This window comes from Streptomyces sp. NPDC101225 (assembly GCF_044767585.1).
Taxonomy (GTDB): Bacteria; Actinomycetota; Actinomycetes; order Streptomycetales; family Streptomycetaceae; genus Streptomyces.
The window spans coordinates 158975-183568 of the sequence record NZ_JBIWOE010000012.1; the positions used below are offsets into that span (position 1 = coordinate 158975).

Here is a 24594-nt window from a genome sequence, read left to right on the forward strand (position 1 = left end):
ACGGCCCCGGTGGTTACGCACCGGTGCGACGCGCGGGTCCTCCTTTTGGCGGAGTTGTCCGACACAGCTGTTGCAGCACCTCTCGAGCCGCATTTGACTCGTTCTGCGCGGAATCCGGCGTCACTCCGTGCGGCCTGCAGAGAGGTGTCCACGATGCTTTCGGCAAAGAGCCTGTTCCAGGAGATCCTCGACCACGACGAGTCCTTCGCCCTGTTCTGCTCCATCGCGGCCAGCGGGGAGTCCCAGGGAGGCTGGGAGAACGCCCGCATCGCCGCGCTCGTGCCGGAGAGCGAACGTCCCCTGGCCCCCAAGATCACCCGGCACGGCGCCGACGAGGACAAGCACGGGCGGATCTTCAGAGCGCTGATGCGCAAGCGCGGACTCGAACCCGTCCCGGTCCCGCCCGAGACCGACTACACGATGCTCCTGGAGAAGCACGGCATCGGACTGGCCCACGAGAAGCTCAAGGGCCAGGAGCCGCTCACCGTGCAGGACATCGTCGTCTACCTCTCCCACAGCCGGGTCACCGAACAGCGCGCCTCCGAGCAGATGGAGCTGCTGCGCAGGCACTTCGCCGACCACCCCGACATCGGCCGCGCGGTGAAGATGATCTCCCACGACGAGGACAACCACCTGGCCTACTGCCACGAGGAACTGCTCCGCTTCGCCCGCGCCGGGCACGGCCGGGCGATCCAGCGGACGCTGCGGGAGTGCGCGCTCGCCGAGATCCGCGTCTACCGCGACGTCAGCATCGCCGTCATGACGCACATGGGGCGCGCGCTCGGCTGGTCGGGGGCGAAGACGGCCCTGCTCAGCACGGGCATCCGGGCCGTCTACGGGTACGAGCGGATCGCGGGCTGGCGGCGGATGGTCAGCCTGCGGATGCCGGAGCGGCGTGACGCGCTCGGCGGGCCCGCGAGCACCGCCGCCGAGTTCGCCTGACATTGCCGGGACCCTCCCGGGGCCGCCGCCTCACAGCCAGCCGCGGCGCTTGAGCAGCCGGTACAGCAGCACCTCCAGCACGGCCATGAGCAGGATCACCGCCGGATAGGACACCGCCCAGTGCAGCTCCGGCATGTGGTCGAAGTTCATGCCGTAGATCCCCGCGATCATGGTGGGTACCGCGGCCATGGCGGCCCACGCGGAGATCTTCCGCATGTCGTCGTTCTGCCGGACGCTCATCTGCGCGAGATGCGCCGAGAGCACGTCCGAGACCAGCCGGTCCAGCCCCTCCACCGCCTCGTTCACACGCGTGAGGTGGTCGCTCACGTCCCGGAAGAACGGCCGGGCCTTCTCGTGCACGAAGGGCACCTGCACGCCGAACAGGCCGTTGCCCGCGAGCCGGGTCAGCGGCTGGGCCAGCGGGCCCGTGGCCCGGCGGAACTCCAGCACCTGCCGTTTGAAGGCGTAGATCCGGGACGCTGTGTGCCGGGAGCCGCCGCCGGTCGGCGAGAACACCTCCGCCTCCAGCTCCTCCAGGTCGGTGCCCAGCTCGTCCGCCACCTCCACGTAGTGGTCGACGACGGCGTCGGAGATCGCGTACAGCACCGCCGTGGGGCCGTGCCGGAGCATGTCCGGCTCCTCCTCGAGCCGGTGCCGTACGTCCGCGAGGGGCGACTCCTCGCCGTGGCGGACGGTCACCACGAACGAGTCGCCGAGGAAGACCATGACCTCGCCGGAGGTCACGATGTCGCTCCTGGCCTCGTAGCCGACCGGCTTGAGGACCACGAACAGCGAGTCGTCGTACACCTCGAGCTTGGGGCGCTGGTGCGCGTTCAGGGCGTCCTCGACGGCCAGCGGGTGCAGGGCGAACTCCTGCGTGACCCGGTCGAACTCCTTCTCGGTCGGCTCGTGGAGGCCGATCCAGACGAAGGCGTCGCCACCGCGGCGGCACATGGCGAGGGCGTCGGAGAAGTCCTCCGGCCCCTCCGTCCGCCGCCCGTCGCGGTAGATGGCGCAGTCGACGATCACGGAGCGTATTGTCCCGCCGCGCGCCCGTGGACGCACCCGGGCGTGCGCCTACCCTTGGCCGCATGCCCACGCTGATCCTGGTCCGCCACGGCCGTTCCACCGCCAACACCGAAGGGGTGCTCGCCGGCTGGACGCCCGGCGTCGCCCTCGACGAACGCGGCGCCGCGCAGGCCGCCGCACTGCCCGGACGACTCGCCGCGCTGCCGATCTCCGAGCTGGTCAGCAGCCCGCTCCAGCGCTGCCAGGAGACCCTCCGGCCGCTGCTGGAGGCCCGGCCGGGCCTCACCGTGCACACCGAGGAGCGGATCGGGGAGGCCCACTACGGCGACTGGACCGGCCGCAAGCTCGCCGAACTGGGGGACGAGCCGCTGATGCAGGTCGTGCAGGCGCACCCGTCGGCCGCGGCCTTCCCGGGCGGCGAGTCGATGCGCGCGATGCAGACCCGCGCCGCCGAAGCCGTACGCGAGTGGAACGCGCGCGTGGAGCGCGACCACGGCGCCGACGCCGTCTACGTGATGTGCTCGCACGGCGACATCATCAAGTCGCTCGTGGCGGACGCCCTCGGACTTCATCTCGACCTCTTCCAGAGGATCTCCGTCGAACCGTGTTCCATCACCGCGATCCGTTACACACGACTGCGGCCCTTCCTCGTCCGCCTCGGTGACACCGGTGACTTCACGTCCCTGGTGCCGCGCGAGGACCCCTCGGCCGGCGACGCCCCGGTCGGGGGCGGTGCGGGCGCACCGTGATCGTCGGGCGCAGTAGGGTGAAGCGGTCGCAGTAGCACCGCACCCCTCCGCACCCGCGGTCCGTGCGGTCATCCGGTCCGATGCCGATCCACGAATCCAGGAGACAGGACGTGTCCCGTCAGGTGTTCCTCTACGACCCGCCGGACCGCTTCGTGGCGGGCACGGTCGGGCTGCCCGGACGCCGTACGTTCTTCCTCCAGGCCACCGCGGGCCCCCGTGTGACCAGCGTGGCCCTGGAGAAGACCCAGGTCGCCGCCCTCGCCGAGCGCATGGACGAACTGCTCGACGAGGTCGTGCGCCGCAGCGGCGGCAGCGCCGCCGTGCCGGCCGTGGCCTCCACCGAGGTCAACGACAACGACCCGCTGGACTCCCCCGTGGAGGAGGAGTTCCGGGTCGGCACCATGGCCCTCGCCTGGGACGGCGAGGAACAGCGCATGATCGTCGAGGCGCAGGCCCTCGTGGAGCTCGACGCCGACTCCGAGGAGGACCTCGCCGAGGCCGAGGAGCGCCTGCTCCAGGACGAGGAGAACGGACCCCCGATGCTGCGGGTCCGGCTGACCGGCGCGCAGGCGAGGGCCTTCGCCAAGCGCGCCCTCGACGTCGTCAACGCCGGGCGGCCGCCGTGCCCGCTGTGCAGCCTCCCGCTCGACCCGGAAGGACACGTATGTCCGCGCCAGAACGGATACCGCCGCGGAGCGTGACCGACGTCGACCTGCTGGTGGAGGGTGAGCTCACCGTCCGCGGCCGTATCCGCGAGGCGTCCAACGCCGCGCTGTACTGCACGGTCTCGCACGAGGGCCGGGAAGCGGCCTGCATCTACAAGCCCGTCGCCGGAGAGCGGCCGCTGTGGGACTTCCCCGACGGCACCCTCGCCCAGCGCGAGGTGGCCGCCTACGCGGTCTCCGAGGCGACCGGCTGGGGCCTCGTCCCGCCGACCGTGCTGCGCGAGGGGCCGCACGGCGAGGGGATGGTCCAGCTGTGGGTCGAGGTGGCTCCGGAGGCGGAGCTGCTCGCCCTGGTGGAGGGCGAGGAGCCCGAGCCCGGCTGGAAGGCGATCGGCTTCGCCGAGGTGGGCGAGGGACGGACGGCGCTGCTGGTGCACGCCGACGACGAGCGGCTGCGCCGGCTCGCCGTGCTCGACGCCGTGATCAACAACGCGGACCGCAAGGGCGGCCATCTGCTGCCCACGGCCGAGGGCCGGCTGTATGCGATCGACCACGGGGTGACCTTCAACACCGAGAACAAGCTCAGGACCCTGCTGTGGGGGTGGGCGGGCGAGGCGCTGGCCCCGGAGGCGGTCGACGCCCTCAAGGTCCTTCAGGAGGCCCTGGGCGACCGGGGGGCGCTGGCCGCGCGGCTGTCCGGGCTGATCACCGCCGCCGAACTGGACGCCACGCGCGCGCGGGTCGCCGTCCTGCTGGAATCCGGCAGGCATCCGGAGCCGAGCGGGGAGTGGCCGGCCATTCCCTGGCCGCCGGTCTAGAAGCAGAGTGGCCGGTATCGCGCAAGAGCGCCCTACCGGCCATCCGGCCCGGTCCGGTTCGTATACGGAACTTCCGTCCGGTTAGGCTCATGACATGCATGCCTGGCCCGCTTCCGAGGTCCCCGCCCTGCCCGGTCAGGGCCGCGACCTGAGGATCCACGACACCGCGACCGGCGGTCCGGTCTCCCTCGACCCCGGTCCCGTCGCCCGTATCTACGTCTGCGGCATCACGCCGTACGACGCGACCCACATGGGGCACGCGGCGACCTACAACGCGTTCGACCTCGTACAGCGCGTGTGGCTCGACACCAAGCGGCAGGTTGAGTACGTCCAGAACGTCACCGACGTCGACGATCCGCTCCTGGAGCGGGCGCAGCGTGACGGCGTCGACTGGGTCGCCCTCGCCGAGCAGGAGACCGCCCTCTTCCGCGAGGACATGACCGCTCTGCGGATGCTGCCGCCGCAGCACTACATAGGCGCGGTCGAGGCGATACCCGGCATCGTGCCGCTCGTCGAGCGGCTGCGGGAGGCGGGTGCCGCCTACGAACTCGAGGGCGACACGTACTTCTCCGTCGAGTCCGACCCGAACTTCGGCGGGGTCTCGAACCTGGACGCGGCCGCCATGCGGCTGCTGTCCGCCGAGCGCGGCGGCGACCCGGACCGCCCGGGCAAGAAGAACCCGCTCGACCCGATGCTGTGGATGAGCGCCCGTGCGGGCGAGCCCAGCTGGGACGGCGGATCGCTCGGCCCCGGCCGCCCCGGCTGGCACATCGAGTGCGTCGCCATCGCCCTGGACCACCTCGGCATGGGCTTCGACGTCCAGGGCGGCGGCTCCGACCTCGCCTTCCCGCACCACGAGATGGGCGCCTCGCACGCCCAGGTGCTGACCGGCGAGTTCCCCATGGCCAAGGCGTACGTGCACGCCGGCATGGTCGCCCTGAACGGCGCGAAGATGTCCAAGTCGAAGGGCAATCTGGTCTTCGTGTCCGCGCTGCGGCGCGACGGGGTGGATCCGGCCGCCATCCGGCTGGCGCTGCTCGCCCACCACTACCGGTCCGACTGGGAGTGGACCGACCAGGTGCTCGCGGACGCCGAGGCCCGCCTCGGCCGCTGGCGCGCCGCCGTGTCCCGGCCCGACGGCCCGTCCGCCGACGCCCTGGTGGAGGAGATCCGGGAAGCACTCGCGAACGACCTGGACGCACCGGCCGCGCTCGCCGCGGTCGACCGCTGGGCCGGGCTGCAGGAGGCCGAGGGCGGCACCGACACCGGCGCTCCCGGTGTCGTGTCGCGCGCCGTGGACGCGCTGCTGGGCGTGGCCCTGTAGCGCTCGTCGCGCACGGAGAGGGGCGCTTCCTCCCGGGAGGAAGCGCCCCTCGTGTCACAGCGCGCGGGTCAGGCCCGGTGGGTCAGATCCTGCGGATCTGGATGCTGCGCAGGATGTGCGGCGAGTTGGAGTCCCAGACGCCGACCACCTGGTGCCCGAAGGCGAAGGCCTCCTGGACCTGGTCGTGGGTCTGGGGGTTCGGGTTGGTGAGGATCCTGAGCTGGCCGTTGATGCGCAGCACGATCACGCTGGGCTGTCCCGGCAGCGGCTGCACGACGTCGACGTAGCCGTCGGCGATGCCGGCCTGCAGTGCCTGGATCTGCTGCTGGATGTGCTGTACCGCGGCCTGGACGATCTGGGCGACCTGCTGCTGCACCTGCTGCTCGACCTGGTGCTGCTGCCCGGGCTGCTGCGCCACCTGCTGCTGGCCGAGCTGCTGCAGGAGGCCGTGGTAGGGCTGCTGCTGGCCGAGCTGCTGGAGCTGCTCGAGCGAGCCGCCCATCCCCATGCCCATGGGCTGCTGGCCGAAGCCCTGCTGGCCGAACGGCTGCTGGCCGAAGCCCTGCTGGCCGAACGGCTGCTGCCCGAAGCCCTGCTGGCCGAACGGCTGTTGCTGGTGCTGCTGGTAGGGCGACGTGCTCGGGTACTGCTGTCCCAGTTGGCTCATCTGCGGGGTGGTGCTCATGCGGGTGTCACCTTCCCTGATGGTTGGGATACGTCAGCCCGTGACGACCAGGCCGACGATCTCGTCGTCCGAGAACCACACTCGGACGTCGGGCCGTCCCCCCGCGAAGGCGGAGTGCACCGCCTGGCGGATCTCCGGGGACGGGTCGTTGAGGTTCCGCCAGGCGCCGGCCACGAACAGCCTGAGCCTCGGCGGGAGTTCGCGCGGATACGGCAGCAACTCGTCCCAGTACCGCTCGGCCAGGCCCGAGCCGACCGACTGCGGCAGCAGACGGCTGACCGCCGCCTTGATGTCGGGCCGGTTGCCGATCCGCTGGGAGGCGGGCCGGCCCGGTGCGTCCTGCTGCGGCGAGCCCGTCGCGCGCAGCACCTCGCGGGCACGTTCCGGGGACATCGGCGTCTGGCCCGCCGTCTTCAGCATTCCCTGCAGCGCGGCCAGTGCGCCGACCACGACCGGGGAGGCGGAGGACGTCCCCGAGAACGTGTCCGTGTACCAGGCGACCTCCTCGGGCCCGCCCTGCAGATCGCCGGGCCGGTCCCAGAAACCGCCGGTGGTCGTGACCTCGCGGCCCCAGCCCTGGGCGTCCACGCGGGCGCCGTAGTTGGAGAACGCGAGCCTCGACCGGTCCGGTCCGTGGTCGCGGCCGTGCGTGCCGGGCGGCGGAGCGCCCGCGCCGACCAGGACCGCGCCGGAGGACTGGTTGGAGGGGTTGAACGGGTTGCGCCACCAGTCGGGGAACTCGTCGGGGCGGCGCTCGTAGAGCGCGTCGTCGAGCGACTCGCCGCCGTTGCCCGCGGCCGCGACCACCAGGATGCCCCGGGCGGTGGCGTAGCGGACGGCCGCGAAGTCGTCCGGCCACCACTCCAGGGGGAGGTAGCCGCGCTGGTCGTCGCGCTCGGCGTACTCGAACCGCGGCCCCGGACGGTGGAGTTCGACCAGGACGACGTCGCCGGGACCGAGCCGCTCGGCCGCCGCGTGGATCGCGGCCGCCGTGCCGATGTCCTGGAAGGACGCGGCCGCGGTCACGGCCTCGGGCACGATGCCGCACACGCCGTACTCGTTGCGGTCGCCGCCGATCACGCCGATCACGGCGGTGCCGTGGTTGCGCCAGGCGAGATCGGTCAGCGGGGTGCCGACCACGACGCCGGCCAGCTTGGCGGCCAGGTCCTCGTGGCCCAACTGCCAGGCGCCTTCGACGTCGACGACCGTCACCCCCTGACCCGAACCACCGGGCCGGTGCCATGCCCAGTGGGCGTCGATCCCGTCGGGGGCGGGGCGCAGATAGCCCTGACGGCCGCTGAAGTCCGGTGTGACCGGGGCGCCCTCCTTCAGGCGGCCGTCGTCGGCCACCGTCGCGGGGACGGCGCCCGGCTTCACGTACGCCGTGTCGATCCCCGGCAGGGCCGCGATCCGCGACCGCAGCTCCTGGGCACGGCTCTCCCCGCCGCGCACCCGGTAGAACAGGGCGAGGTCGGGAACGCTCTGCTCGCCGGGCGCCGCCGAGGTCTGCTGAAGCCGCTCCTCGCTGCCGAACAGCGGTTGCAGACGCAGCTGTTCGTCGCTGAGGAACATGTTGAGGGCCGAGACGTCGGCACCGGCCGCCGAGCGGACGCCCTCGGTGCGAGCGCGCAGCCGGGCCTCGGTGCTCGCGACCACGATCAGTTCCTGCTCGGCTCCTCGATAGGTGAATCCCGCTCCGTCGGGTCCGGGCCCGCCGGCCCCGGGACCCTGTGCCGGCTGTACCTGGTCGCTCATCGGTGCCGCTCCCTTCGGTTCGGTCCGTGCGGGTGCGCCGTCGCTCCACAACCAAGCACGCGGATGCCGACCCGTAAAGGCTGTTTTCGCCAACTTGGTTTGAGACAAGTTGAATTGGGTAACGTGTGCAATCCGGCCGGAAACAGCGGTCACGTCCCAATCCGGCCAAAGTCGCTGGCGTCCTGACGCGTCGCCGCGGCCCTGGACGACGAGAAGGGCGGTGCGCCACCGGCGCACCGCCCTCACTCGGCCTTCACCCGCTCATTCCTCCGAGGACTCGTCGTCCTCCGTGCCCGGCTTGGGCGGCTTCGGCGGTTTCGTCCGGCCGGGGTTGTCCCGCAGGTACGGCGTGCTGTCGCCGCCGTCCGCGGTGGCGTGCCCGCCGCCCGGCGGGCCCGATCCGTCCCGGCGCCGCAGATACCGCTCGAACTCGCGGGCGATCGCCTCGCCCGACGCCTCCGGCAGCTCCGCGGTGTCCCGGGCCTCCTCCAGCGTCTGCACGTACTCGGCGACCTCGCTGTCCTCGGCGGCCAGCTGGTCCACGCCCACCTGCCAGGCGCGCGCGTCCTCGGGCAGCTCGCCCAGCGGGATGCGTACGTCGATCAGGTCCTCCAGGCGGTTGAGCAGGGCCAGCGTCGCCTTCGGGTTCGGCGGCTGCGACACGTAGTGCGGCACGGCCGCCCACAGCGACACCGCCGGCACGCCCGCGTGCGTACAGGCCTCCTGCAGGATCCCGACGATGCCCGTGGGCCCCTCGTACTTCGTCTCCTCCAGGTCCATGCGGCGCGCCAGGTCCGCGTCGGACGTGGTGCCGCTGATCGGAACCGGACGGGTGTGCGGGGTGTCACCGAGCAGGGCGCCCAGGACGACCACCAGCTCCACGCCGAGTTCGTGCGCGAAGCCCAGCAGCTCGTTGCAGAACGAGCGCCAGCGCATGGACGGTTCGATGCCACGGACGAGGACGAGGTCGCGCGGCTTGTCGCCGCCGACCCGGACCACCGAGAGGCGCGTGGTCGGCCACGTGATCTTGCGCACGCCGCCGTCCATCCACACCGTGGGGCGGTTCACCTGGAAGTCGTAGTAGTCCTCGGCGTCCAGCGCCGCGAACACCTCGCCCTTCCACTCCTTGTCCAGATGCGCGACCGCGGCGGAGGCTGCGTCGCCGGCATCGTTCCAGCCCTCGAACGCGGCCACCATGACCGGGTCGATCAGCTCGGGAACCCCCTCGAGCTCGATCACCCAGGCCTCCTTTCCGACATGCCCTCGCTTGACCACCCAACCTTACGGCGTGGGACGGGGCCACCCGCAGCCCCCTTGCACGGGCGGGTGAACGGATCACTGCCCTGTTCGGGAGCCCGGGACACCCCTTCCGGCCGCGTACCTCACAGCGTCGAGCGCAGCCACTGCTCGACGCTCGCGATGTGCACCGTCGCCCACGACCGCGCCGCCTCCGCGTCCCGGTCGCGCAGTGCGGCCAGGATCGCCCGGTGCTCGTGCAGGGTGCGGCTGACCGCGTCCTCCTGGGTCAGACCGCGCCAGATGCGGGCCCGGGTGGTCGGCCCCGACAGGCCGTCCAGCAGCGAGCAGAGCACCGAGTTGCCGGAGGTCTGCACGATGCCGCGGTGGAATTCGAGGTCGCAGGCGACCAGCTCCTCCACCGACGGCGCGTCCCCGAGTTTGTCCAACTGGGCCGCCAGCGCGTCCAGTTGCTGCTCGCTGATGCGCGAGGCCGCCATCGCCGTGGCGGCCGGCTCCAGGATCCGCCGCACCGCCAGGAACTCCAGCACGGTGTCGTCGCGGTGGAAGTCGACGACGAAACTCAGGGCCTCCAGCAGCAACTGCGGGTCGAGGCTGGTCACATAGGTGCCGTCGCCCTGCCGTACGTCCAGGATCCGGATCAGCGACAGGGCGCGCACCGCCTCCCGCAGGGAGTTGCGGGACAGCCCGAGCTCGGCCGCCAGCTCGCTCTCCTTGGGCAGCCGGTCACCGGGGCGCAGCGCGCCGGAGACGATCATCCCCTTGATCTTCTCGATCGCCTCGTCGGTGACCGCCATGTCCCGCCTCCCTGCCGTTCAGACATCCGATGTCTCACGTCATTATGACGTTCCAGCGGGCTGAACGGGGCGCCGGACGCTCAGCCCGGACCCGGAATCCCCGCCCACGCGAAAGGGGCGGCTCCGTCGGCATGGAGCCGCCCCCGCCGCGGATCCGGCCTCCGGGGAGAGGGGCCGCCCCGCTGTCGTGCCGGTCCTGGCCAGGGGAAGGGACCGGCACGAGGTCACTTCTTGTCGAGCAGGTCCTGAACCTTCGCGCGGACCTCGTCCGTGGCCAGGCCCCGGATCGTCAGCGTCGTCCGGCGGCGCAGCACGTCGTCCGGCGTCTCGGCCCACTCGTTGTCGCGGGCGTAGACGACCTGCGCCCAGATCTCCGGTGCGTCCGGGTGCACCCGCTCGCCCAGCTCCGGGCTCTCGTTCGCCAGCCGCGCGATGTCGAAGGCCAGCGAACCGTAGTGGGTGGCGAGGTGCTTGGCCGTGTCGGCGGCCATCCGCGGCCCCGGCGCCGGGTGGTCCACCAGCAGCCGGTGCGCGACCGCGCGCGGGTTGGCGACACCGGGCAGCGGCAGCTTCTTCGGCAGCGAGGCGATGGGCTCGAAGTCGTCGCCCAGCGGGTGGCCCGGCAGCGACTCCAGCTTCTTCATGACCGTACGGCCTATGTGGCGGAAGGTCGTCCACTTGCCGCCGGCGACGGACAGCATGCCGCCGCGGCCCTCCGTGACCACGGTCTCGCGCTTGGCCTTCGCCGTGCTGCCGGGACCGCCGGGCAGCACGCGCAGACCCGCGAAGGAGTACGTGATCAGGTCCCGGGAGAGCTGCTGGTCGCGCACGGAGAAGGCGGCCTCGTCGAGGATCTGGGAGATGTCCCGGTCGGTCACCGAGACGTCCGCCGGGTCGCCCTCGAACTCCTCGTCGGTGGTGCCGAGCAGCAGCATGTCCTCCCAGGGGAGGGCGAAGGTGATGCGGTACTTGTCGATCGGGGTGGCCAGGGCGGCCTTCCACGGGGAGGTCCGCCTCAGGACCAGATGCGCGCCCTTCGACAGCCGGATCGACGGTGCCGCATTCGGGTCCTCCATCCGGCGCAGGTGGTCGACCCAGGGTCCGGTCGCGTTCAGAACGAGCCGGGCGTCGACGCCGAACTCGTCGCCGGAGGTGCGGTCGCGCAGCTCGGCACCGGTCACCCGGCCCCGGGTGAAGCGCAGGCCGGTCACCTCGGCGTGGTTGAGGACCACGGCGCCCGACTCGACGGCCGCGCGGACCGTCATCAGCGCCATGCGCGCGTCGTTCATCTGGTCGTCGCCGTACACGGCCACGGCCTTGAGGTTCTCGGTGCGCAGCTCGGGCACGTCCTGCGCCGCCTTGGCGGGGGAGAGGAGGTGGCCGACGCCGTCACCGAACGCGGAGAGCGCGGAGTAGGCGAAGACGCCCGCCCCGAGCTTCGCGGCGCCGTGCGGCCCGCCCTTGTACACGGGGAGGTAGAAGGTGAGCGGGTTCGCCAGGTGAGGTGCCACCTGGCGGGAGACCGCACGGCGCTCGAAGTGGTTCTCCGCCACCAGCTTCACCGCGCCGGTCTGCAGGTAGCGCAGACCGCCGTGGAGGAGCTTGGAGGAGGCGGACGAGGTGGCGCCGGCGAAGTCGCCGGCGTCGACCAGAGCCACCCTGAGGCCGGACTGCGCGGCGTGCCAGGCGGTGGAGATGCCCAGGATGCCGCCGCCGATCACAAGAAGGTCGAACGACGCCTTGGCGAGCTGCTCCCGGGTCTCGGCGCGGCTCGCGGTGAAGCCGGAGGCCGGGCGGGTGCCCAGGGCAGGCACGGACTGCAGGGTGGACTGACTGGTCATGTCGGGTACTTACTCCTCATCAGAGCGGGCTGAGCCTTCGCGGGGCCCTCGTCAGCTCTCGTCCTCGAGCCAGCCCATGGTCCGGTCGACGGCCTTGAGCCAGTTCTTGTACTCACGGTCGCGGGTCTCCGCGTCCATGCGGGGGGTCCACTCGGCGGCCCGGCGCCAGTTGGCGCGCAGTTCGTCGGTGCTGGACCAGAAGCCGACGGCGAGACCGGCGGCGTAGGCGGCGCCGAGGCAGGTGGTCTCGGCGACCATCGGGCGCACCACGGGCGCGTCCAGGACGTCGGCGAGCGTCTGCATCAGCAGGTTGTTGGCGGTCATGCCGCCGTCGACCTTGAGGGTCACCAGGTCGTCGCCGGAGTCCTTGACCATGGCGTCGGCGATCTCCCGGGTCTGCCAGGCGGTGGCCTCCAGGACGGCGCGCGCGAGGTGCGCCTTGGTGACGTACCGGGTCAGGCCGGCGATCACACCGCGGGCGTCGGCGTTCCAGTGCGGGGCGAACAGGCCGGAGAAGGCCGGCACGAAGTAGGCGCCGCCGTTGTCCTCGACCGAGAGCGCGAGCGTCTCGATCTCGGCGGCGGTGGAGATCAGGCCCATCTGGTCGCGCATCCACTGCACCAGGGACCCGGTGACGGCGATCGAGCCCTCCAGGGCGTAGACCGTCTTCTGGTCGCCGATCTTGTAGCCGACGGTGGTGAGCAGGCCGGCGTACGAGTTGATGATCTTGTCGCCGGTGTTCATCACCATGAAGGTGCCGGTGCCGTACGTCGACTTGGTCTCGCCCTCGGCGAAGCAGGTCTGGCCGAACAGGGCCGCCTGCTGGTCGCCGAGCGCGGAGGCGACCGGGATGCCGCCGAGCAGGTCGCCCAGCTTGCCGCCGGTGATCTCGCCGTAGACCTCGGCGGAGGAGCGGATCTCGGGCAGGATCTGCAGCGGCACGCCGATCGACTCGGCGATCTTGTCGTCCCACTCCATGGTGTGGAGGTTCATCAGCATGGTGCGGGAGGCGTTGGTGACGTCGGTGACGTGCTTGCCGCCGTCCGGGCCGCCGGTCAGGTTCCAGATGACCCAGGTGTCCATGGTGCCGAAGAGGATGTCCCCGGCCGCGGCGCGCTCCTTGAGGCCGTCCACGTTGTCCAGCAGCCAGCGGGCCTTGGGACCGGCGAAGTAGGAGGCGAGGGGAAGGCCGGTCTCGCGGCGGAAGCGGTCCTGGCCGACGTTGCGCCCGAGCTCCTTGCACAGGGCGTCGGTGCGGGTGTCCTGCCACACGATGGCGTTGTGGACGGGCTCACCGGTGTTCTTGTCCCACAGCACGGTGGTCTCGCGCTGGTTGGTGATGCCGATGGCCTTGATGTCGTCGCGGGTGATGCCGGCCTTGGCGATGGCCCCGGCGACGACCTCCTGGACGTTGGTCCAGATCTCGGTGGCGTTGTGCTCGACCCAGCCCGGCTTCGGGAAGATCTGCTCGTGCTCCTTCTGGTCGACGGAGACGATACGGCCGTCCCGGTCGAAGACGATGCAGCGCGAGGAGGTCGTGCCCTGGTCGATGGCGGCGATGAAGGGGCCGGCAGTGTGGGCGTCGGTCACTGTGTGCTCCTGGGGTTCACTGAGTTGGGAGGGGGACTGTTCCACCGTGCTTTAAGCAAAAGCGACGTTGTAGATGCCTGCAGCGATCGCGCCGCCGATCAGCGGACCGACCACCGGCACCCAGGCGTAGCCCCAGTCCGAGCCGCCCTTGTTGGGCAGGGGCAGAAGGGCGTGCACGATGCGCGGGCCCAGGTCGCGGGCCGGGTTGATCGCGTAGCCCGTCGGGCCGCCGAGCGAGAGACCGATGGAGACGACGACCAGCGCGGTGATCAGACCGCCCAGGACGCCGAGCCCGTCACCCTTGGCGTTGAGACCCTGCGTGAGCACCGCGAGGATCAGCACGATGGTGCCGACGATCTCCGTGAGGAGGTTCTGCACCGCGTGACGGATCTCCGGGCCGGTGGAGAAGATCCCCAGGACCGGGCCGGCGCCCGTCTCCTGGGCCTCGACGGCCTTGACCTTCGTGGCCTGGGCGCCCGGGCCGCCGACGATCTCCTTGTCGGTCAGGTGAGCGTGGAACTGGCCGTAGTAGGCGACCCACACCAGGGTCGCGCCGATCATCGCGCCGAGCATCTGGCCGGCGAAGTAGACCGGGACGTTGCTCCAGTCGCTGTCCTTGATGGCCAGGGCGACGGTGACGGCGGGGTTGAGGTGGGCACCGGAGAGCGGGCCGGAGATGTAGACCGCCGTCATGACCGCGAAGCCCCACCCGAAGGCGATGGCGAGCCAGCCGGCGTTACGGGCCTTGGAGGCCTTCAGCGTCACGGCGGCACAGACGCCGCCGCCGAGCAGGATGAGTATGGCGGTACCGATGGTCTCGCCGATGAAGATGTCGGAGCTGGACACCCGCGACTCCTTTGTCCTTCGTCCAGGGGACCGAACCCCGGGTCCCTCCGGGAGTTCGAGCTGCCCTCGGGGGTGAGAGCGATGCCGGCCCTTGGCGTTGTCACACTCTAGCGCGTATTGCCGGTAGGTGTTCGACAATGCCGACCGATGGACGGGAGTCTTGCCCCGGGGTCGCATGCCCGTCAAGGGTCCTGTTGTCGAAAATGCGATCGTTATCGATCGGCGAGAAATGTCGATCTTGCAGGTCAGCTGTGTACGGCCGAGTAACAAGCACGGTGCGTACCGACCGGGCGGTCTGTGCCGCCGGGCCGGTGCGGGTGGGAAGGGTTCAGAACCGTCCGGCGCCCAGGTCCCGCGACACCGCGCGGGCGCAGTCCCGTACCGCGGCCACCAGATCGGGGCGCAGTTCGCCGTTCCGGCACAGCCGCTCCACGGCGCCGGTGACGCCCACGGCGCCCACCGGCATCCGCCGCCGGTCGTGGATGGGCGCGGCGACGGACGCCACGCCCTCCCAGGTCTCCTCGACGTCGGCCGCGTAGCCACGCGCGCGTGACATGTCGAGGATGTGCTCGAAGCCCTCCAGGTCGCACACCGTCCGGTCGGTGAAGGCCTTGCGGTCGGCCTCGATCGCCTCGCTGTGCGCGACCGGGTCGTAGGCCGACAGGACCTTGCCGAGGGCCGTGGAGTGCAGCGGCTGCATGGCCCCGATCTCCAAGACCTGACGGCTGTCGTCGGGCCGGAAGACGTGATGCACGATGAGCACGCCGTGCTGGTGCAGTACGCCGAGGTAGACGCTCTCGCCGCTGGAGCGGGCCAGGTCGTCCGTCCAGACCAGGGCGCGCGCCCGCAACTCGTGCACGTCGAGATAGGTGGTGCCCAGGCGCAGCAGTTCGGCGCCCAGCTGATAGCGCCCGGAGGCGTCGTCCTGCTCGACGAAGCCCTCCTGCTGGAGGGTGCGCAGGATCCCGTGGGCGGTGCCCTTGGCGAGGCCCAGTGACGAGGCGATGTCCGAGAGGCCGAGCCGTCGCTCGCCACCCGCGAGCAGCCGCAGCATCGCGGCCGCCCGTTCGAGCGACTGGATGTTCCGTGCCATCGCCGTGCTGCCTCCGTCCCCTTCGACCGTCGACGAACGACGTCGCTGCCGCTGTTCGGCAATGCCGAACACTACCGGTCGATGCCGACCTCCCGCCAATGGTCCACTGTCATCCGTCGAGATCTGTTGCGTCACTCGTATCCCGCAAGTGGCCCGTGCGTCATCCTCGTCCGCGTCGTGGACGCCCCGTCCGTCCCCGTCCGGACCCGGTTACTCTGGCGAGGTGCGCCCACCGCGGAAGACCCGCGGGCGGACGCAAAGCCGACAGCCGTCGCACTCCAAGGGAGCCCCTTCATGGCCTCGTCGCCACTGACCCCTTCCGCCGACAGCCGGACCCGTGTGTCCGCGCTCCGCGAGGCGCTCGCCACCCGGGTGGTGGTCGCCGACGGAGCCATGGGCACCATGCTCCAGGCCCAGGAGCCGACCCTCGAGGACTTCCAGAACCTCGAAGGCTGCAACGAGATCCTGAACCTGACCCGCCCCGACATCGTCCGCTCCGTGCACGAGGAGTACTTCGACGCCGGCGTGGACTGCGTCGAGACCAACACCTTCGGCGCCAACTACGCCGCGATGGCCGAGTACGACATCCCCGAACGGGTCTACGAGCTGTCCGAGGCGGGCGCCCGCATCGCCCGCGAGACCGCCGACGGCTACCTCGCCCGGGACGGCCGCCCGCGCTGGGTGCTGGGCTCCATCGGCCCCGGCACCAAGCTGCCCACGCTCGGCCACATCGGGTACACCACCATCCGCGACGCCTTCCAGCAGAACGCCGAGGGCCTGATCGCGGGCGGCGCCGACGCGCTGATCGTGGAGACCACCCAGGACCTGCTGCAGACCAAGGCCGCGGTGATCGGCGCCCAGCGGGCCCGCGAGATCTCCGGCCTCGACCTGCCGGTCATCGTCTCCGTCACCGTCGAGACGACCGGCACCATGCTGCTGGGCTCGGAGATCGGCGCCGCGCTGACCGCGCTGGAGCCGCTCGGCATCGACATGATCGGCATGAACTGCGCCACGGGCCCCGCCGAGATGAGCGAGCACCTGCGCTATCTCTCCCGCCACTCCCGCATCCCCCTGTCCTGCATGCCGAACGCCGGCCTCCCGGTGCTCGGCAAGGACGGCGCCAGCTACCCGCTCGGCCCGTCCGAGCTGGCCGATGCCCACGAGACCTTCGTGCGCGACTACGGCCTCTCCCTCGTCGGCGGCTGCTGCGGCACCACCCCCGAGCACCTGCGGCAGCTGGTGGAGCGGGTCCGGGCGGCCACCCCGACCGAGCGCCGGCCGCAGCCCGAGCCCGGTGCCGCCTCGCTCTACCAGACGGTGCCCTTCCGCCAGGACACCGCGTACCTCGCGATCGGCGAGCGCACGAACGCCAACGGCTCCAAGAAGTTCCGTGAGGCGATGCTGGAGGGCCGCTGGGACGACTGCGTGGAGATGGCCCGCGAGCAGATCCGCGAGGGTGCCCACATGCTGGACCTGTGCGTGGACTACGTCGGCCGGGACGGCGTCGCCGACATGGAGGAGCTGGCCGGCCGCTTCGCCACCGCCTCCACCCTGCCGGTCGTGCTGGACTCCACCGAGGTCGAGGTCATCCGGGCGGGGCTGGAGAAGCTGGGCGGCCGCGCGGTCATCAACTCCGTCAACTACGAGGACGGCGACGGCCCCGAGTCCCGGTTCGCGAAGGTCACCAAGCTCGCCCGGGAGCACGGCGCCGCGCTCATCGCCCTCACCATCGACGAGGAGGGCCAGGCCCGCACCCCGGAGAAGAAGGTCGAGATCGCCGAACGGCTCATCGAGGACCTGACCGGCAACTGGGGCATCCACGAGTCGGACATCCTCATCGACACCCTGACCTTCACCATCTGCACCGGGCAGGAGGAGTCCCGCAAGGACGGTCTGGCCACCATCGAGGCCATCCGCGAGCTCAAGCGCCGCCATCCGGACGTGCAGACCACCCTGGGCCTGTCGAACATCTCCTTCGGCCTCAACCCGGCCGCCCGCATCCTGCTCAACTCCGTCTTCCTGGACGAGTGCGTCAAGGCGGGCCTGGACTCGGCGATCGTGCACGCCTCCAAGATCCTCCCGATCGCCCGCTTCGACGAGGAGCAGGTCACCACCGCCCTCGACCTGATCCACGACCGCCGCGCCGAGGGCTACGACCCGCTGCAGAAGCTCATGCAGCTGTTCGAGGGCGCCACCGCGAAGTCGCTGAAGGCCGGCAAGGCGGAGGAGCTGGCGGCGCTGCCGCTGGACGAGCGCCTGGCGCGGCGGATCATCGACGGCGAGCGCAACGGCCTGGAGGCCGACCTCGACGAGGCCCTCCAGGAGCGCCCGGCGCTGGACATCGTCAACGAGACGCTGCTGGACGGCATGAAGGTCGTCGGCGAGCTCTTCGGCTCCGGCCAGATGCAGCTGCCGTTCGTGCTGCAGTCCGCCGAGGTGATGAAGAGCGCGGTCGCCTACCTCGAACCGCACATGGAGAAGACCGACGCCGACGGCAAGGGCACCATCGTGCTGGCCACGGTCCGCGGCGACGTGCACGACATCGGCAAGAACCTGGTCGACATCATCCTGTCCAACAACGGCTACAACGTCGTCAACCTCGGCATCAAGCAGCCGGTCTCCGCGATCCTGGAGGCGGCCGAGGAGCACCGCGCCGACGTGATCGGCATGTCGGGGCTCCTGGTCAAGTCCACGGTGATCATGAAGGAGAACCTGGAGGAGCTCAACCAGCGCAAACTGGCGGCGACCTACCCCGTCATCCTGGGCGGCGCGGCCCTCACGCGCGCGTACGTCGAGCAGGATCTGCACGAGGTCTACGACGGCGAGGTCCGCTACGCCCGCGACGCGTTCGAGGGCCTGCGCCTGATGGACGCGCTCATCGGCGTCAAGCGCGGTGTCCCCGGCGCGCAGCTGCCCGAGCTGAAGCAGCGCCGTGTACGGGCGACCGCGCCCGCCGCGGTGGAGGAGCACCCGGAGGAGGGCCACGTCCGCTCCGACGTCGCCACCGACAACCGCGTCCCGCAGCCGCCGTTCTGGGGCACCCGCGTCATCAAGGGCATCCAGCTCAAGGAGTACGCGAGCTGGCTCGACGAGGGCGCGCTGTTCAAGGGCCAGTGGGGCCTGAAGCAGGCCCGTACGGGCGAGGGACCGTCGTACGAGGAGCTCGTCGAGAGCGACGGCCGGCCGCGGCTGCGCGGTCTGCTCGACAAGCTCCAGACCGAGAACCTCCTCGAGGCGGCCGTCGTCCACGGCTACTTCCCGTGCGTCTCCAAGGACGACGACCTGATCATCCTGGACGAGCACGGCAACGAGCGCACCCGGTTCACCTTCCCGCGCCAGCGGCGCGGCCGCCGCCTCTGCCTCGCCGACTTCTTCCGCCCCCAGGAGTCCGGCGAGACGGACGTCGTCGGCCTCCAGGTCGTCACCGTCGGCTCGCGGATCGGCGAGGAGACGGCACGTATGTTCGAGGCGAACGCCTACCGCGACTACCTGGAACTGCACGGCCTGTCCGTCCAGCTGGCCGAGGCGCTCGCCGAGTACTGGCACGCGCGTGTGCGTTCGGAACTGGGCTTCGCCGGTGAGGACCCGGGCGCGATGGAGGACATGTTCGCCCTGAAGTACCGGGGCGCCCGCTTCTCCCTCGGCTACGGAGCGTGCCCGAATCTGGAGGACCGGGCCAAGATCGCGGACCTGCTGCAGCCCGAGCGGATCGGTGTGCGGCTCTCGGAGGAGTTCCAGCTGCACCCCGAGCAGTCCACGGACGCGATCGTGATCCACCACCCGGAGGCGAAGTACTTCAACGCGCGCTGAAAGGGCGCGCCGGATCCGGCGAAGGCGCAGCTCACAGCGGCACGCGGCGTACAGAGGGTGTGCCCCGGAGCACGCCGGATAAACGAGGCGTTTGCGCCGCGACCGTCGTACACTGGTCGGTCCACTGCAGGCCGGTTCCCCGCACGGGAACCGGCCTGCTCGTCCCTCAAGGAGGTGCGCCCGGATGACCAGTACGGTCCCCGCGCTCGGAACCCGCATGGCCGAAGGCTCCGCTCTTCAGGCCGTGCTCCTCGACATGGACGGAACCCTGGTGGACACCGAGGGGTTCTGGTGGGACGTCGAGGTCGAGATCTTCGCCGGACTCGGCCACGCCCTCGACGACTCGTGGCGTCATGTCGTGGTGGGCGGGCCGATGACCCGCAGCGCGGGGTTCCTGATCGAGGCCACGGGCGCCGACATCACCCTCGCCGAGCTCTCCGTCCTGCTCAACCAGGGCTTCGAGAGCCGTATCTCCGGCGCCCTGCCGCTGATGCCGGGCGCCGCCCGGCTGCTGGCCGAGCTCGCCGAGTACGAGATCCCGACGGCCCTCGTCTCCGCCTCCCACCGGAGCATCATCGACCGGGTGCTCACCTCGCTCGGCCCCCAGCACTTCGCGCTGTCGGTGGCCGGCGACGAGGTCCCGCGCACCAAGCCGCACCCCGACCCCTATCTGACCGCGGCCGCCGGACTCGGCGTGGACCCGGCCAGATGCGCGGTCGTCGAGGACACCGCGACCGGTGTCGCCTCGGCCGAGGCCGCGGGCTGCCATGTGGTCGTGGTGCCCTCGGTGGCCCCCATCGCCTCCGACGTCCGGCGGACCGTCGTCACCACCCTGGAAGACGTGGACCTGACCTTCCTGCGCGGTCTGATCACCCTGTGACGGCGGAGCCGGTCACGCGGCGATCACCGGGTCGGCGACGGCGTCGACGACTGCCTTGATGACAGAAATGCGCCGGGCGTTCACCCAGTGTGCAGAGGGGAAAGGACTGGAATTCCGGAGTCCGGTGTGCGAAGGAATTCGAATCAAGACGACCGGCCGAATTCCGGCGCCGCTCTCGCCTGTTGATGGTGTGACGTTCACCACTTGTACGGGGCTCGACAGGCCGCGCGGTGTGTGCAGTAAGCCCTGATTCGCGGTGGGCCGCTGTGCCCTTGTGTCCCGATTGATGGAAAGCTGCACTAATCCTTCCCGTCGTGGGCCTCCGGTCTGTCCACGGCCGGTTCCGCTGCGTGATGGTGGCTCAACTCCGGTGATTGTGAACCCTCGTGCAGGTGCGGACTAATCTCGTCGCGAGAACCATCGCCCCTACCCCCGTGATCCGCCGCGACACCCCTGCATGCCGGGTACACGGACCTGAACAGCTCTGGAGAAACACGAGCATGAACCGCAAGACATTGGTGCTGCCGGCCGTGGTCGGGCTGCTCGCGCCCGTGCTCGCCGCCTGTGGTGGTTCCGACAGCGGCAGCAGCGGTGGGGACGCGATCGTCGTCGGGACGACGGACCAGTTCACCGCCACCAAGGATGCCCCTGCGCCGCTCGATCCGGCGTACGCGTACGACGTGGGCACCTGGAACATCCTGCGTCAGACCGTGCAGACGCTGATGATCCAGCCGCGTGGTGAGGGCGAACCCGTCCCCGAGGCCGCCGAGAGCTGCGCATTCACCGACTCCGGCAACGAGCGCTACGCGTGCAAGCTGCGTGAGGGCCTGAAGTTCGCCAACGGCGACCCCATCACCGCGCAGGACGTCAAGTACTCCATCGACCGTGTGCGGGCCATCAACGCGGAGGGCGGCCCGGTCGGCCTGCTCTCCACCATCGACACGGTCGAGGCCAAGGGCGACCGCGACGTGATCTTCCACCTGAAGACCGCCGACGCCACCTTCCCGTACAAGCTGTCGACCCCGGTCGCCGGCATCGTCAACCCCGACGACTACGAGAAGAAGAAGCTGCGCGACGGCTTCGACGTGGACGGCTCCGGCCCGTACACCCTGCGGAGCGAGGTGAAGGACGACTCGCTCGTCAAGGCCACGTTCACCAAGAACCCCAACTACAAGGGGACGCTGAAGGTGAACAACTCCAAGGCGGAGATGGTCTCCTTCCCGGACGCCGGTGCGATGGGCAAGGCGCTCGACAAGGGTGACATCGACGTCATGACCCGCAGCATGTCGCCGCAGCAGATCCAGAAGCTGTCCGACGACCCGGGCAACAACGTCGACCTCGTCGAGATGGCCGGCCTCGAGATCCGCTACCTCGCCTTCAACACCGACGCCCCGAGCGTGAAGTCGAAGGCCGTCCGCCAGGCGATGGCCCAGGTGATCAACCGCGGCGAGCTCGTCTCCAAGGTCTACGGCACCCAGGCCGAGCCGCTGTTCTCGCTGGTCCCGGCCAGCATCACCGGCCACTCCAACTCGTTCTTCAACAAGTACGGCGACCCGAGCACCGCCAAGGCCAAGTCCCTGCTGGCGGCCGCCAACATCACCACTCCGGTGAAGATGACGCTGCACTACACGACCGACCACTACGGCCCGGCCACCAAGAAGGAATTCGAGATCCTTCGCAAGCAGCTCAACGCCAGCGGCCTGTTCGACGTCAGCATCCAGGGCGCGCTGTGGAAGGACTACATCCCGGCCGAGCGCAAGGGCGAGTACGACGTCTGGGGCATGGGCTGGTTCCCGGACTTCCCGGACGCCGACAACTACCTGGCGCCGTTCCTCGACAAGGACAACTTCCTCAAGCTGCCGTACCACAACAACAAGATCATCAACACCCTCATCCCCGCGTCCCGCCGCGAGGCCGACCGCATCGCCGCCGCCCCCGACCTGACCGCGATCCAGGACACCGTCGCCGACGACGTGCCCATCCTGCCGCTGTGGCAGGGCAAGCAGTACGTGGCCGCCCGCGACGACGTCACCGGCACCGCGTACGCTCTCAACTCCTCCTCGACTCTGCAGTTGTGGGAGCTCGGCCGTGGCGTGAGCGGCTGACGGCCGTTCCCGGGGCCCCAGGGACGGCGGCCCCGGGAGTCCTGACACCGACGAGAAGGCACCTTGCCGTGAAGATGCGCATCCAGTGGCCGGTCCTGCCCGTAGTGGCGGGGCTGGCCTCCGGGCTTTTGACGGGCTGTGGAGCGGGCAGCGGCGATTCCGGGGGGACCGGGCCCGCCGTCGTCATGGGGATGTCGGACGACGTGCTGGCCACCGACCCCGCCTCCGGATACGACCCGGGGTCCTGGCTGCTGTTCAACAACGTCTTCCAGTCGCTGCTCAGCTTCCCCGACGGGGGGACCGAGCCGCAGCCGGAGGCGGCCCAGTCGTGCGGCTTCACCGACCTGTCGACCACGGCCTACAAGTGCACCCTCAGGGACGGCCTGAAGTTCAGCAACGGTGACGAACTCACCTCCGAGGACGTGAAGTTCTCCTTCGACCGCATGCTCAGGATCAACGACGCGGCGGGTCCGGCGATCATGTTCCCCATGCTGGAGAAGGTGGAGGCGCCGGACGCGAGGACCGTCGTCTTCCGGCTGAAGGTCCCCGACGCCACCTTCCCGAGCAAGATCGCCTCCGGCGCCGGCTCGATCGTCGACCACACCCAGTACGACGCCGGCGGACTGCGCAAGGACGGCAAGGCGATCGGCTCCGGCCCGTACACCCTGGACTCCTTCGGCAAGGAGAAGGCCGTCTTCTCCGTCAACCACAGGTACAAGGGCACCGCCGAGGTCAAGAACTCCGGCGTGACGCTGAAGTTCTTCCACGGCAACCAGTCCGCGCTGAAGAAGGCTCTGCAGGACGACAAGGCCGACATCGCCTACCGCGGCCTGACCGCCCAGGACGTCGCCGGCCTGCAGAACGCCGACAACAAGTCCAAGGTCGAGGTCGTCGAGGGCAGCAGCGCCGAGGTCCAGCACCTGGTCTTCAACATGAGGGACCCGGTCGCCGGAAAGCTGGGCGTGCGCAAGGCCATCGCCTATCTGCTCGACCGCGACGCCCTCATCAAGGACGTCTACCGGGGCACGGCCACCCCGCTGTACTCGATCATCCCGGCGGGCATCGCGGGCCACAACACGGCCTTCTTCGACACCTACGGCGCCAGTCCCTCGCCGACCAGGGCCGCCGCCGCGCTGAAGGCCGACGGCATCACCGGCAAGGTCAAGCTGACCCTGTGGTCCACCCCGTCGCGCTACGGCCCGGCCACGGACCAGGAGCTGACGGCGATCGCCAAGCAGCTCGACGACAGCGGGCTGTTCGAGGCCGACGTGAAGTCCGTCCCCTTCGACCGGTACGAGAAGGACATCGCCAAGGGCAGGTACGGCGTCTACGTGAAGGGCTGGGTGCCGGACTACCCGGACGCCGACAACTTCACCGCGCCGTTCTTCGGCAAGGGCAACGTACTGAGCAACAACTACAGCAACAGCTTGATCACCGGCACGCTCATCCCGCGCACCGCCGCCCAGAGCGACCGCTCCGCCACGGACCACGACTACGGCCGGCTCCAGGACATCGTCGCCGACCAGCTGCCGGTCCTCCCGGTCTGGCAGGCCAAGCAGTACGCCGTGACCCGGGAGAACGTCTACGGCCTGGAGTACTGCCTGGACGCCTCGACGGTGTTCCGGTTCTGGGAGCTCAGCAAGGACTGAGCGGCCGTGCACACGGAAAGAAGGGCGCCCCTCGCGGGGGACGCCCTTCCTCCGTCACGGCCGCCACCGCGGCCGCGGCGCCCTACTGCGCGCCGGGACGCACCAGGCCGCTCTCGTACGCGTACACCGCGGCCTGCACCCGGTCGCGCAGCCCCAGCTTGGTCAGCACATGCCCGACGTGCGTCTTCACGGTGGTCTCGCTCACGAACAGGTCGGCGGCGATCTCGGCGTTGGACAGCCCGCGCGCCACCAGCTTCAGCACCTCCACCTCGCGGTCGGTGAGGGTGTGCAGCGTGTCGGGGACGGGCTCCTCGCCGGAGGGCAGATGGGTGGCGTACTTGTCGAGCAGCCGCCGGGTGATGCTCGGCGCGAGCATCGCCTCACCGCCGGCCACCACACGGATGGCCTGCACCAGTTCGTTGGCCGGCGCGTCCTTCAGCAGGAAGCCGCTGGCACCCGCGCGCAGCGCCTCCACCACGTACTCGTCGAGGTCGAAGGTGGTCAGCACCAGCACCTTGGCCGGGCCGTCCCGCCCGGGCCCGGTGATCTGCCGGGTCGCCTCCACCCCGTCCATGCGGGGCATGCGGATGTCCATCAGGACCACGTCGGGCTGGAGCGCCCGCACCTGGTCGAGAGCCTGGAGGCCGTCTCCGGCCTCGCCGACGACCGCGATGTCCTGCTCGGCCTCCAGGATCATCCGGAAGCCCGTGCGCAGCAGCGGCTGGTCGTCGACCAGTAGGACGCGGATGGCCACGTAAG

Annotated in this window: 20 protein-coding genes; 9 read left to right on the forward strand and 11 right to left on the reverse strand. The window is 70.4% G+C overall.

Translation table 11 applies throughout. The features are described 5' to 3' along the window. Positions 1-153: 153 nt before the first annotated feature. Positions 154-942, forward strand: a complete 789-nt coding sequence (locus tag ACIRPX_RS19520) for a ferritin-like domain-containing protein (protein WP_404195786.1) — start codon at positions 154-156, stop codon at positions 940-942. 30 nt (positions 943-972) lie between these two features. Here ACIRPX_RS19520 and corA read toward each other — a convergent pair whose 3' ends face one another. Further along, positions 973-1971, reverse strand: coding sequence for a magnesium/cobalt transporter CorA (gene corA / locus ACIRPX_RS19525; RefSeq protein ID WP_404195789.1), 999 nt, complete (start codon positions 1969-1971; stop codon positions 973-975). Between the two features lie 62 nt (positions 1972-2033). Between corA and ACIRPX_RS19530 the strand changes: the two genes are divergently transcribed. The 4 genes from ACIRPX_RS19530 to mshC all read left to right on the forward strand — a co-directional run bounded on the left by ACIRPX_RS19530 (position 2034) and on the right by mshC (position 5527). Further along, positions 2034-2720 carry a histidine phosphatase family protein gene (locus ACIRPX_RS19530; RefSeq protein ID WP_404195792.1) on the forward strand — a complete coding sequence of 229 codons (687 nt, stop codon included), beginning with the start codon at positions 2034-2036 and terminating at the stop codon, positions 2718-2720. A 110-nt stretch (positions 2721-2830) separates the two neighbouring features. Next, complete coding sequence (locus ACIRPX_RS19535; RefSeq protein ID WP_384253217.1) at positions 2831-3421, forward strand: DUF3090 domain-containing protein; 591 nt, start codon at positions 2831-2833, stop codon at positions 3419-3421. Then, positions 3385-4203, forward strand: a complete 819-nt coding sequence (locus ACIRPX_RS19540; RefSeq protein ID WP_404195795.1) for an SCO1664 family protein — start codon at positions 3385-3387, stop codon at positions 4201-4203. Before ACIRPX_RS19535 ends, ACIRPX_RS19540 begins: the two co-directional genes overlap by 37 nt. 94 nt (positions 4204-4297) lie before the next feature. Further along, a complete protein-coding gene (gene mshC, locus ACIRPX_RS19545; protein WP_404195797.1) occupies positions 4298-5527 on the forward strand; it encodes a cysteine--1-D-myo-inosityl 2-amino-2-deoxy-alpha-D-glucopyranoside ligase in 1230 nt (409 codons plus the stop codon). An 82-nt stretch (positions 5528-5609) separates the two neighbouring features. Here the strand turns inward: mshC and ACIRPX_RS19550 are convergent, their stop codons facing one another. From ACIRPX_RS19550 to ACIRPX_RS19585, 8 genes are all read right to left on the reverse strand, one after another. Continuing rightward, complete coding sequence (locus ACIRPX_RS19550; RefSeq protein WP_404195800.1) at positions 5610-6212, reverse strand: hypothetical protein; 603 nt, start codon at positions 6210-6212, stop codon at positions 5610-5612. 33 nt (positions 6213-6245) lie between these two features. Further along, entirely contained in the window at positions 6246-7967 is a 1722-nt protein-coding gene (locus ACIRPX_RS19555; RefSeq protein ID WP_404195803.1) for a S8 family peptidase, read from the reverse strand. Between the two features lie 261 nt (positions 7968-8228). Then, on the reverse strand, positions 8229-9206 hold the full coding sequence (locus ACIRPX_RS19560; protein WP_404195806.1) for a PAC2 family protein: 978 nt from the start codon (positions 9204-9206) through the stop codon (positions 8229-8231). 143 nt (positions 9207-9349) lie between these two features. Further along, positions 9350-10021 carry a FadR/GntR family transcriptional regulator gene (locus ACIRPX_RS19565; RefSeq protein WP_404195809.1) on the reverse strand — a complete coding sequence of 224 codons (672 nt, stop codon included), beginning with the start codon at positions 10019-10021 and terminating at the stop codon, positions 9350-9352. A 224-nt stretch (positions 10022-10245) separates the two neighbouring features. Further along, complete coding sequence (locus ACIRPX_RS19570) at positions 10246-11862, reverse strand: FAD-dependent oxidoreductase (protein ID WP_404195812.1); 1617 nt, start codon at positions 11860-11862, stop codon at positions 10246-10248. A gap of 51 nt (positions 11863-11913) precedes the next feature. Next, positions 11914-13452 carry a glycerol kinase GlpK gene (gene glpK / locus ACIRPX_RS19575; RefSeq protein WP_404195814.1) on the reverse strand — a complete coding sequence of 513 codons (1539 nt, stop codon included), beginning with the start codon at positions 13450-13452 and terminating at the stop codon, positions 11914-11916. Between the two features lie 51 nt (positions 13453-13503). After that, positions 13504-14298, reverse strand: a complete 795-nt coding sequence (locus tag ACIRPX_RS19580; RefSeq protein ID WP_404195817.1) for an MIP/aquaporin family protein — start codon at positions 14296-14298, stop codon at positions 13504-13506. A 328-nt stretch (positions 14299-14626) separates the two neighbouring features. After that, positions 14627-15391, reverse strand: a complete 765-nt coding sequence (locus ACIRPX_RS19585) for an IclR family transcriptional regulator (RefSeq protein ID WP_404195819.1) — start codon at positions 15389-15391, stop codon at positions 14627-14629. Positions 15392-15685: 294 nt separating this feature from the next. On the opposite strand from ACIRPX_RS19585, the gene metH reads away from it, so the two are divergent. Together metH and ACIRPX_RS19595 are read left to right on the forward strand one after the other, a co-directional pair. Continuing rightward, complete coding sequence (gene metH, locus ACIRPX_RS19590) at positions 15686-19201, forward strand: methionine synthase (protein WP_404195822.1); 3516 nt, start codon at positions 15686-15688, stop codon at positions 19199-19201. Between the two features lie 184 nt (positions 19202-19385). Next, positions 19386-20081, forward strand: coding sequence for an HAD family hydrolase (locus ACIRPX_RS19595; RefSeq protein WP_404195825.1), 696 nt, complete (start codon positions 19386-19388; stop codon positions 20079-20081). A 12-nt stretch (positions 20082-20093) separates the two neighbouring features. Here the strand turns inward: ACIRPX_RS19595 and ACIRPX_RS19600 are convergent, their stop codons facing one another. Next, entirely contained in the window at positions 20094-20381 is a 288-nt protein-coding gene (locus ACIRPX_RS19600; RefSeq protein WP_404195828.1) for a hypothetical protein, read from the reverse strand. A gap of 200 nt (positions 20382-20581) precedes the next feature. On the opposite strand from ACIRPX_RS19600, the gene ACIRPX_RS19605 reads away from it, so the two are divergent. Further along, positions 20582-22186, forward strand: coding sequence for an ABC transporter substrate-binding protein (locus ACIRPX_RS19605; RefSeq protein ID WP_404195831.1), 1605 nt, complete (start codon positions 20582-20584; stop codon positions 22184-22186). A 68-nt stretch (positions 22187-22254) separates the two neighbouring features. Further along, positions 22255-23835: an ABC transporter substrate-binding protein gene (locus tag ACIRPX_RS19610; RefSeq protein WP_404195834.1), complete on the forward strand. Its 1581-nt coding sequence runs from the start codon at positions 22255-22257 to the stop codon at positions 23833-23835. Between the two features lie 82 nt (positions 23836-23917). On the opposite strand, the gene ACIRPX_RS19615 is transcribed toward ACIRPX_RS19610, so the two are convergent. Beyond that, positions 23918-24589: a response regulator transcription factor gene (locus ACIRPX_RS19615; protein WP_020939010.1), complete on the reverse strand. Its 672-nt coding sequence runs from the start codon at positions 24587-24589 to the stop codon at positions 23918-23920. Positions 24590-24594: the final 5 nt, after the last annotated feature.

Coding starts and splice junctions, on each gene's coding strand:
- ACIRPX_RS19520 (WP_404195786.1), top strand. CDS start 154: ATGCTTTCGGCAAAGAGCCTGTTCCAGGAGATCCTCGACCACGACGAG.
- ACIRPX_RS19530 (WP_404195792.1), top strand. CDS start 2,034: ATGCCCACGCTGATCCTGGTCCGCCACGGCCGTTCCACCGCCAACACC.
- ACIRPX_RS19540 (WP_404195795.1), top strand. CDS start 3,385: ATGTCCGCGCCAGAACGGATACCGCCGCGGAGCGTGACCGACGTCGAC.
- mshC (WP_404195797.1), top strand. CDS start 4,298: ATGCATGCCTGGCCCGCTTCCGAGGTCCCCGCCCTGCCCGGTCAGGGC.
- ACIRPX_RS19550 (WP_404195800.1), bottom strand. CDS start 6,212: ATGAGCACCACCCCGCAGATGAGCCAACTGGGACAGCAGTACCCGAGC.
- ACIRPX_RS19555 (WP_404195803.1), bottom strand. CDS start 7,967: ATGAGCGACCAGGTACAGCCGGCACAGGGTCCCGGGGCCGGCGGGCCC.
- ACIRPX_RS19565 (WP_404195809.1), bottom strand. CDS start 10,021: ATGGCGGTCACCGACGAGGCGATCGAGAAGATCAAGGGGATGATCGTC.
- ACIRPX_RS19570 (WP_404195812.1), bottom strand. CDS start 11,862: ATGACCAGTCAGTCCACCCTGCAGTCCGTGCCTGCCCTGGGCACCCGC.
- ACIRPX_RS19585 (WP_404195819.1), bottom strand. CDS start 15,391: ATGGCACGGAACATCCAGTCGCTCGAACGGGCGGCCGCGATGCTGCGG.
- metH (WP_404195822.1), top strand. CDS start 15,686: ATGGCCTCGTCGCCACTGACCCCTTCCGCCGACAGCCGGACCCGTGTG.
- ACIRPX_RS19595 (WP_404195825.1), top strand. CDS start 19,386: ATGACCAGTACGGTCCCCGCGCTCGGAACCCGCATGGCCGAAGGCTCC.
- ACIRPX_RS19605 (WP_404195831.1), top strand. CDS start 20,582: ATGAACCGCAAGACATTGGTGCTGCCGGCCGTGGTCGGGCTGCTCGCG.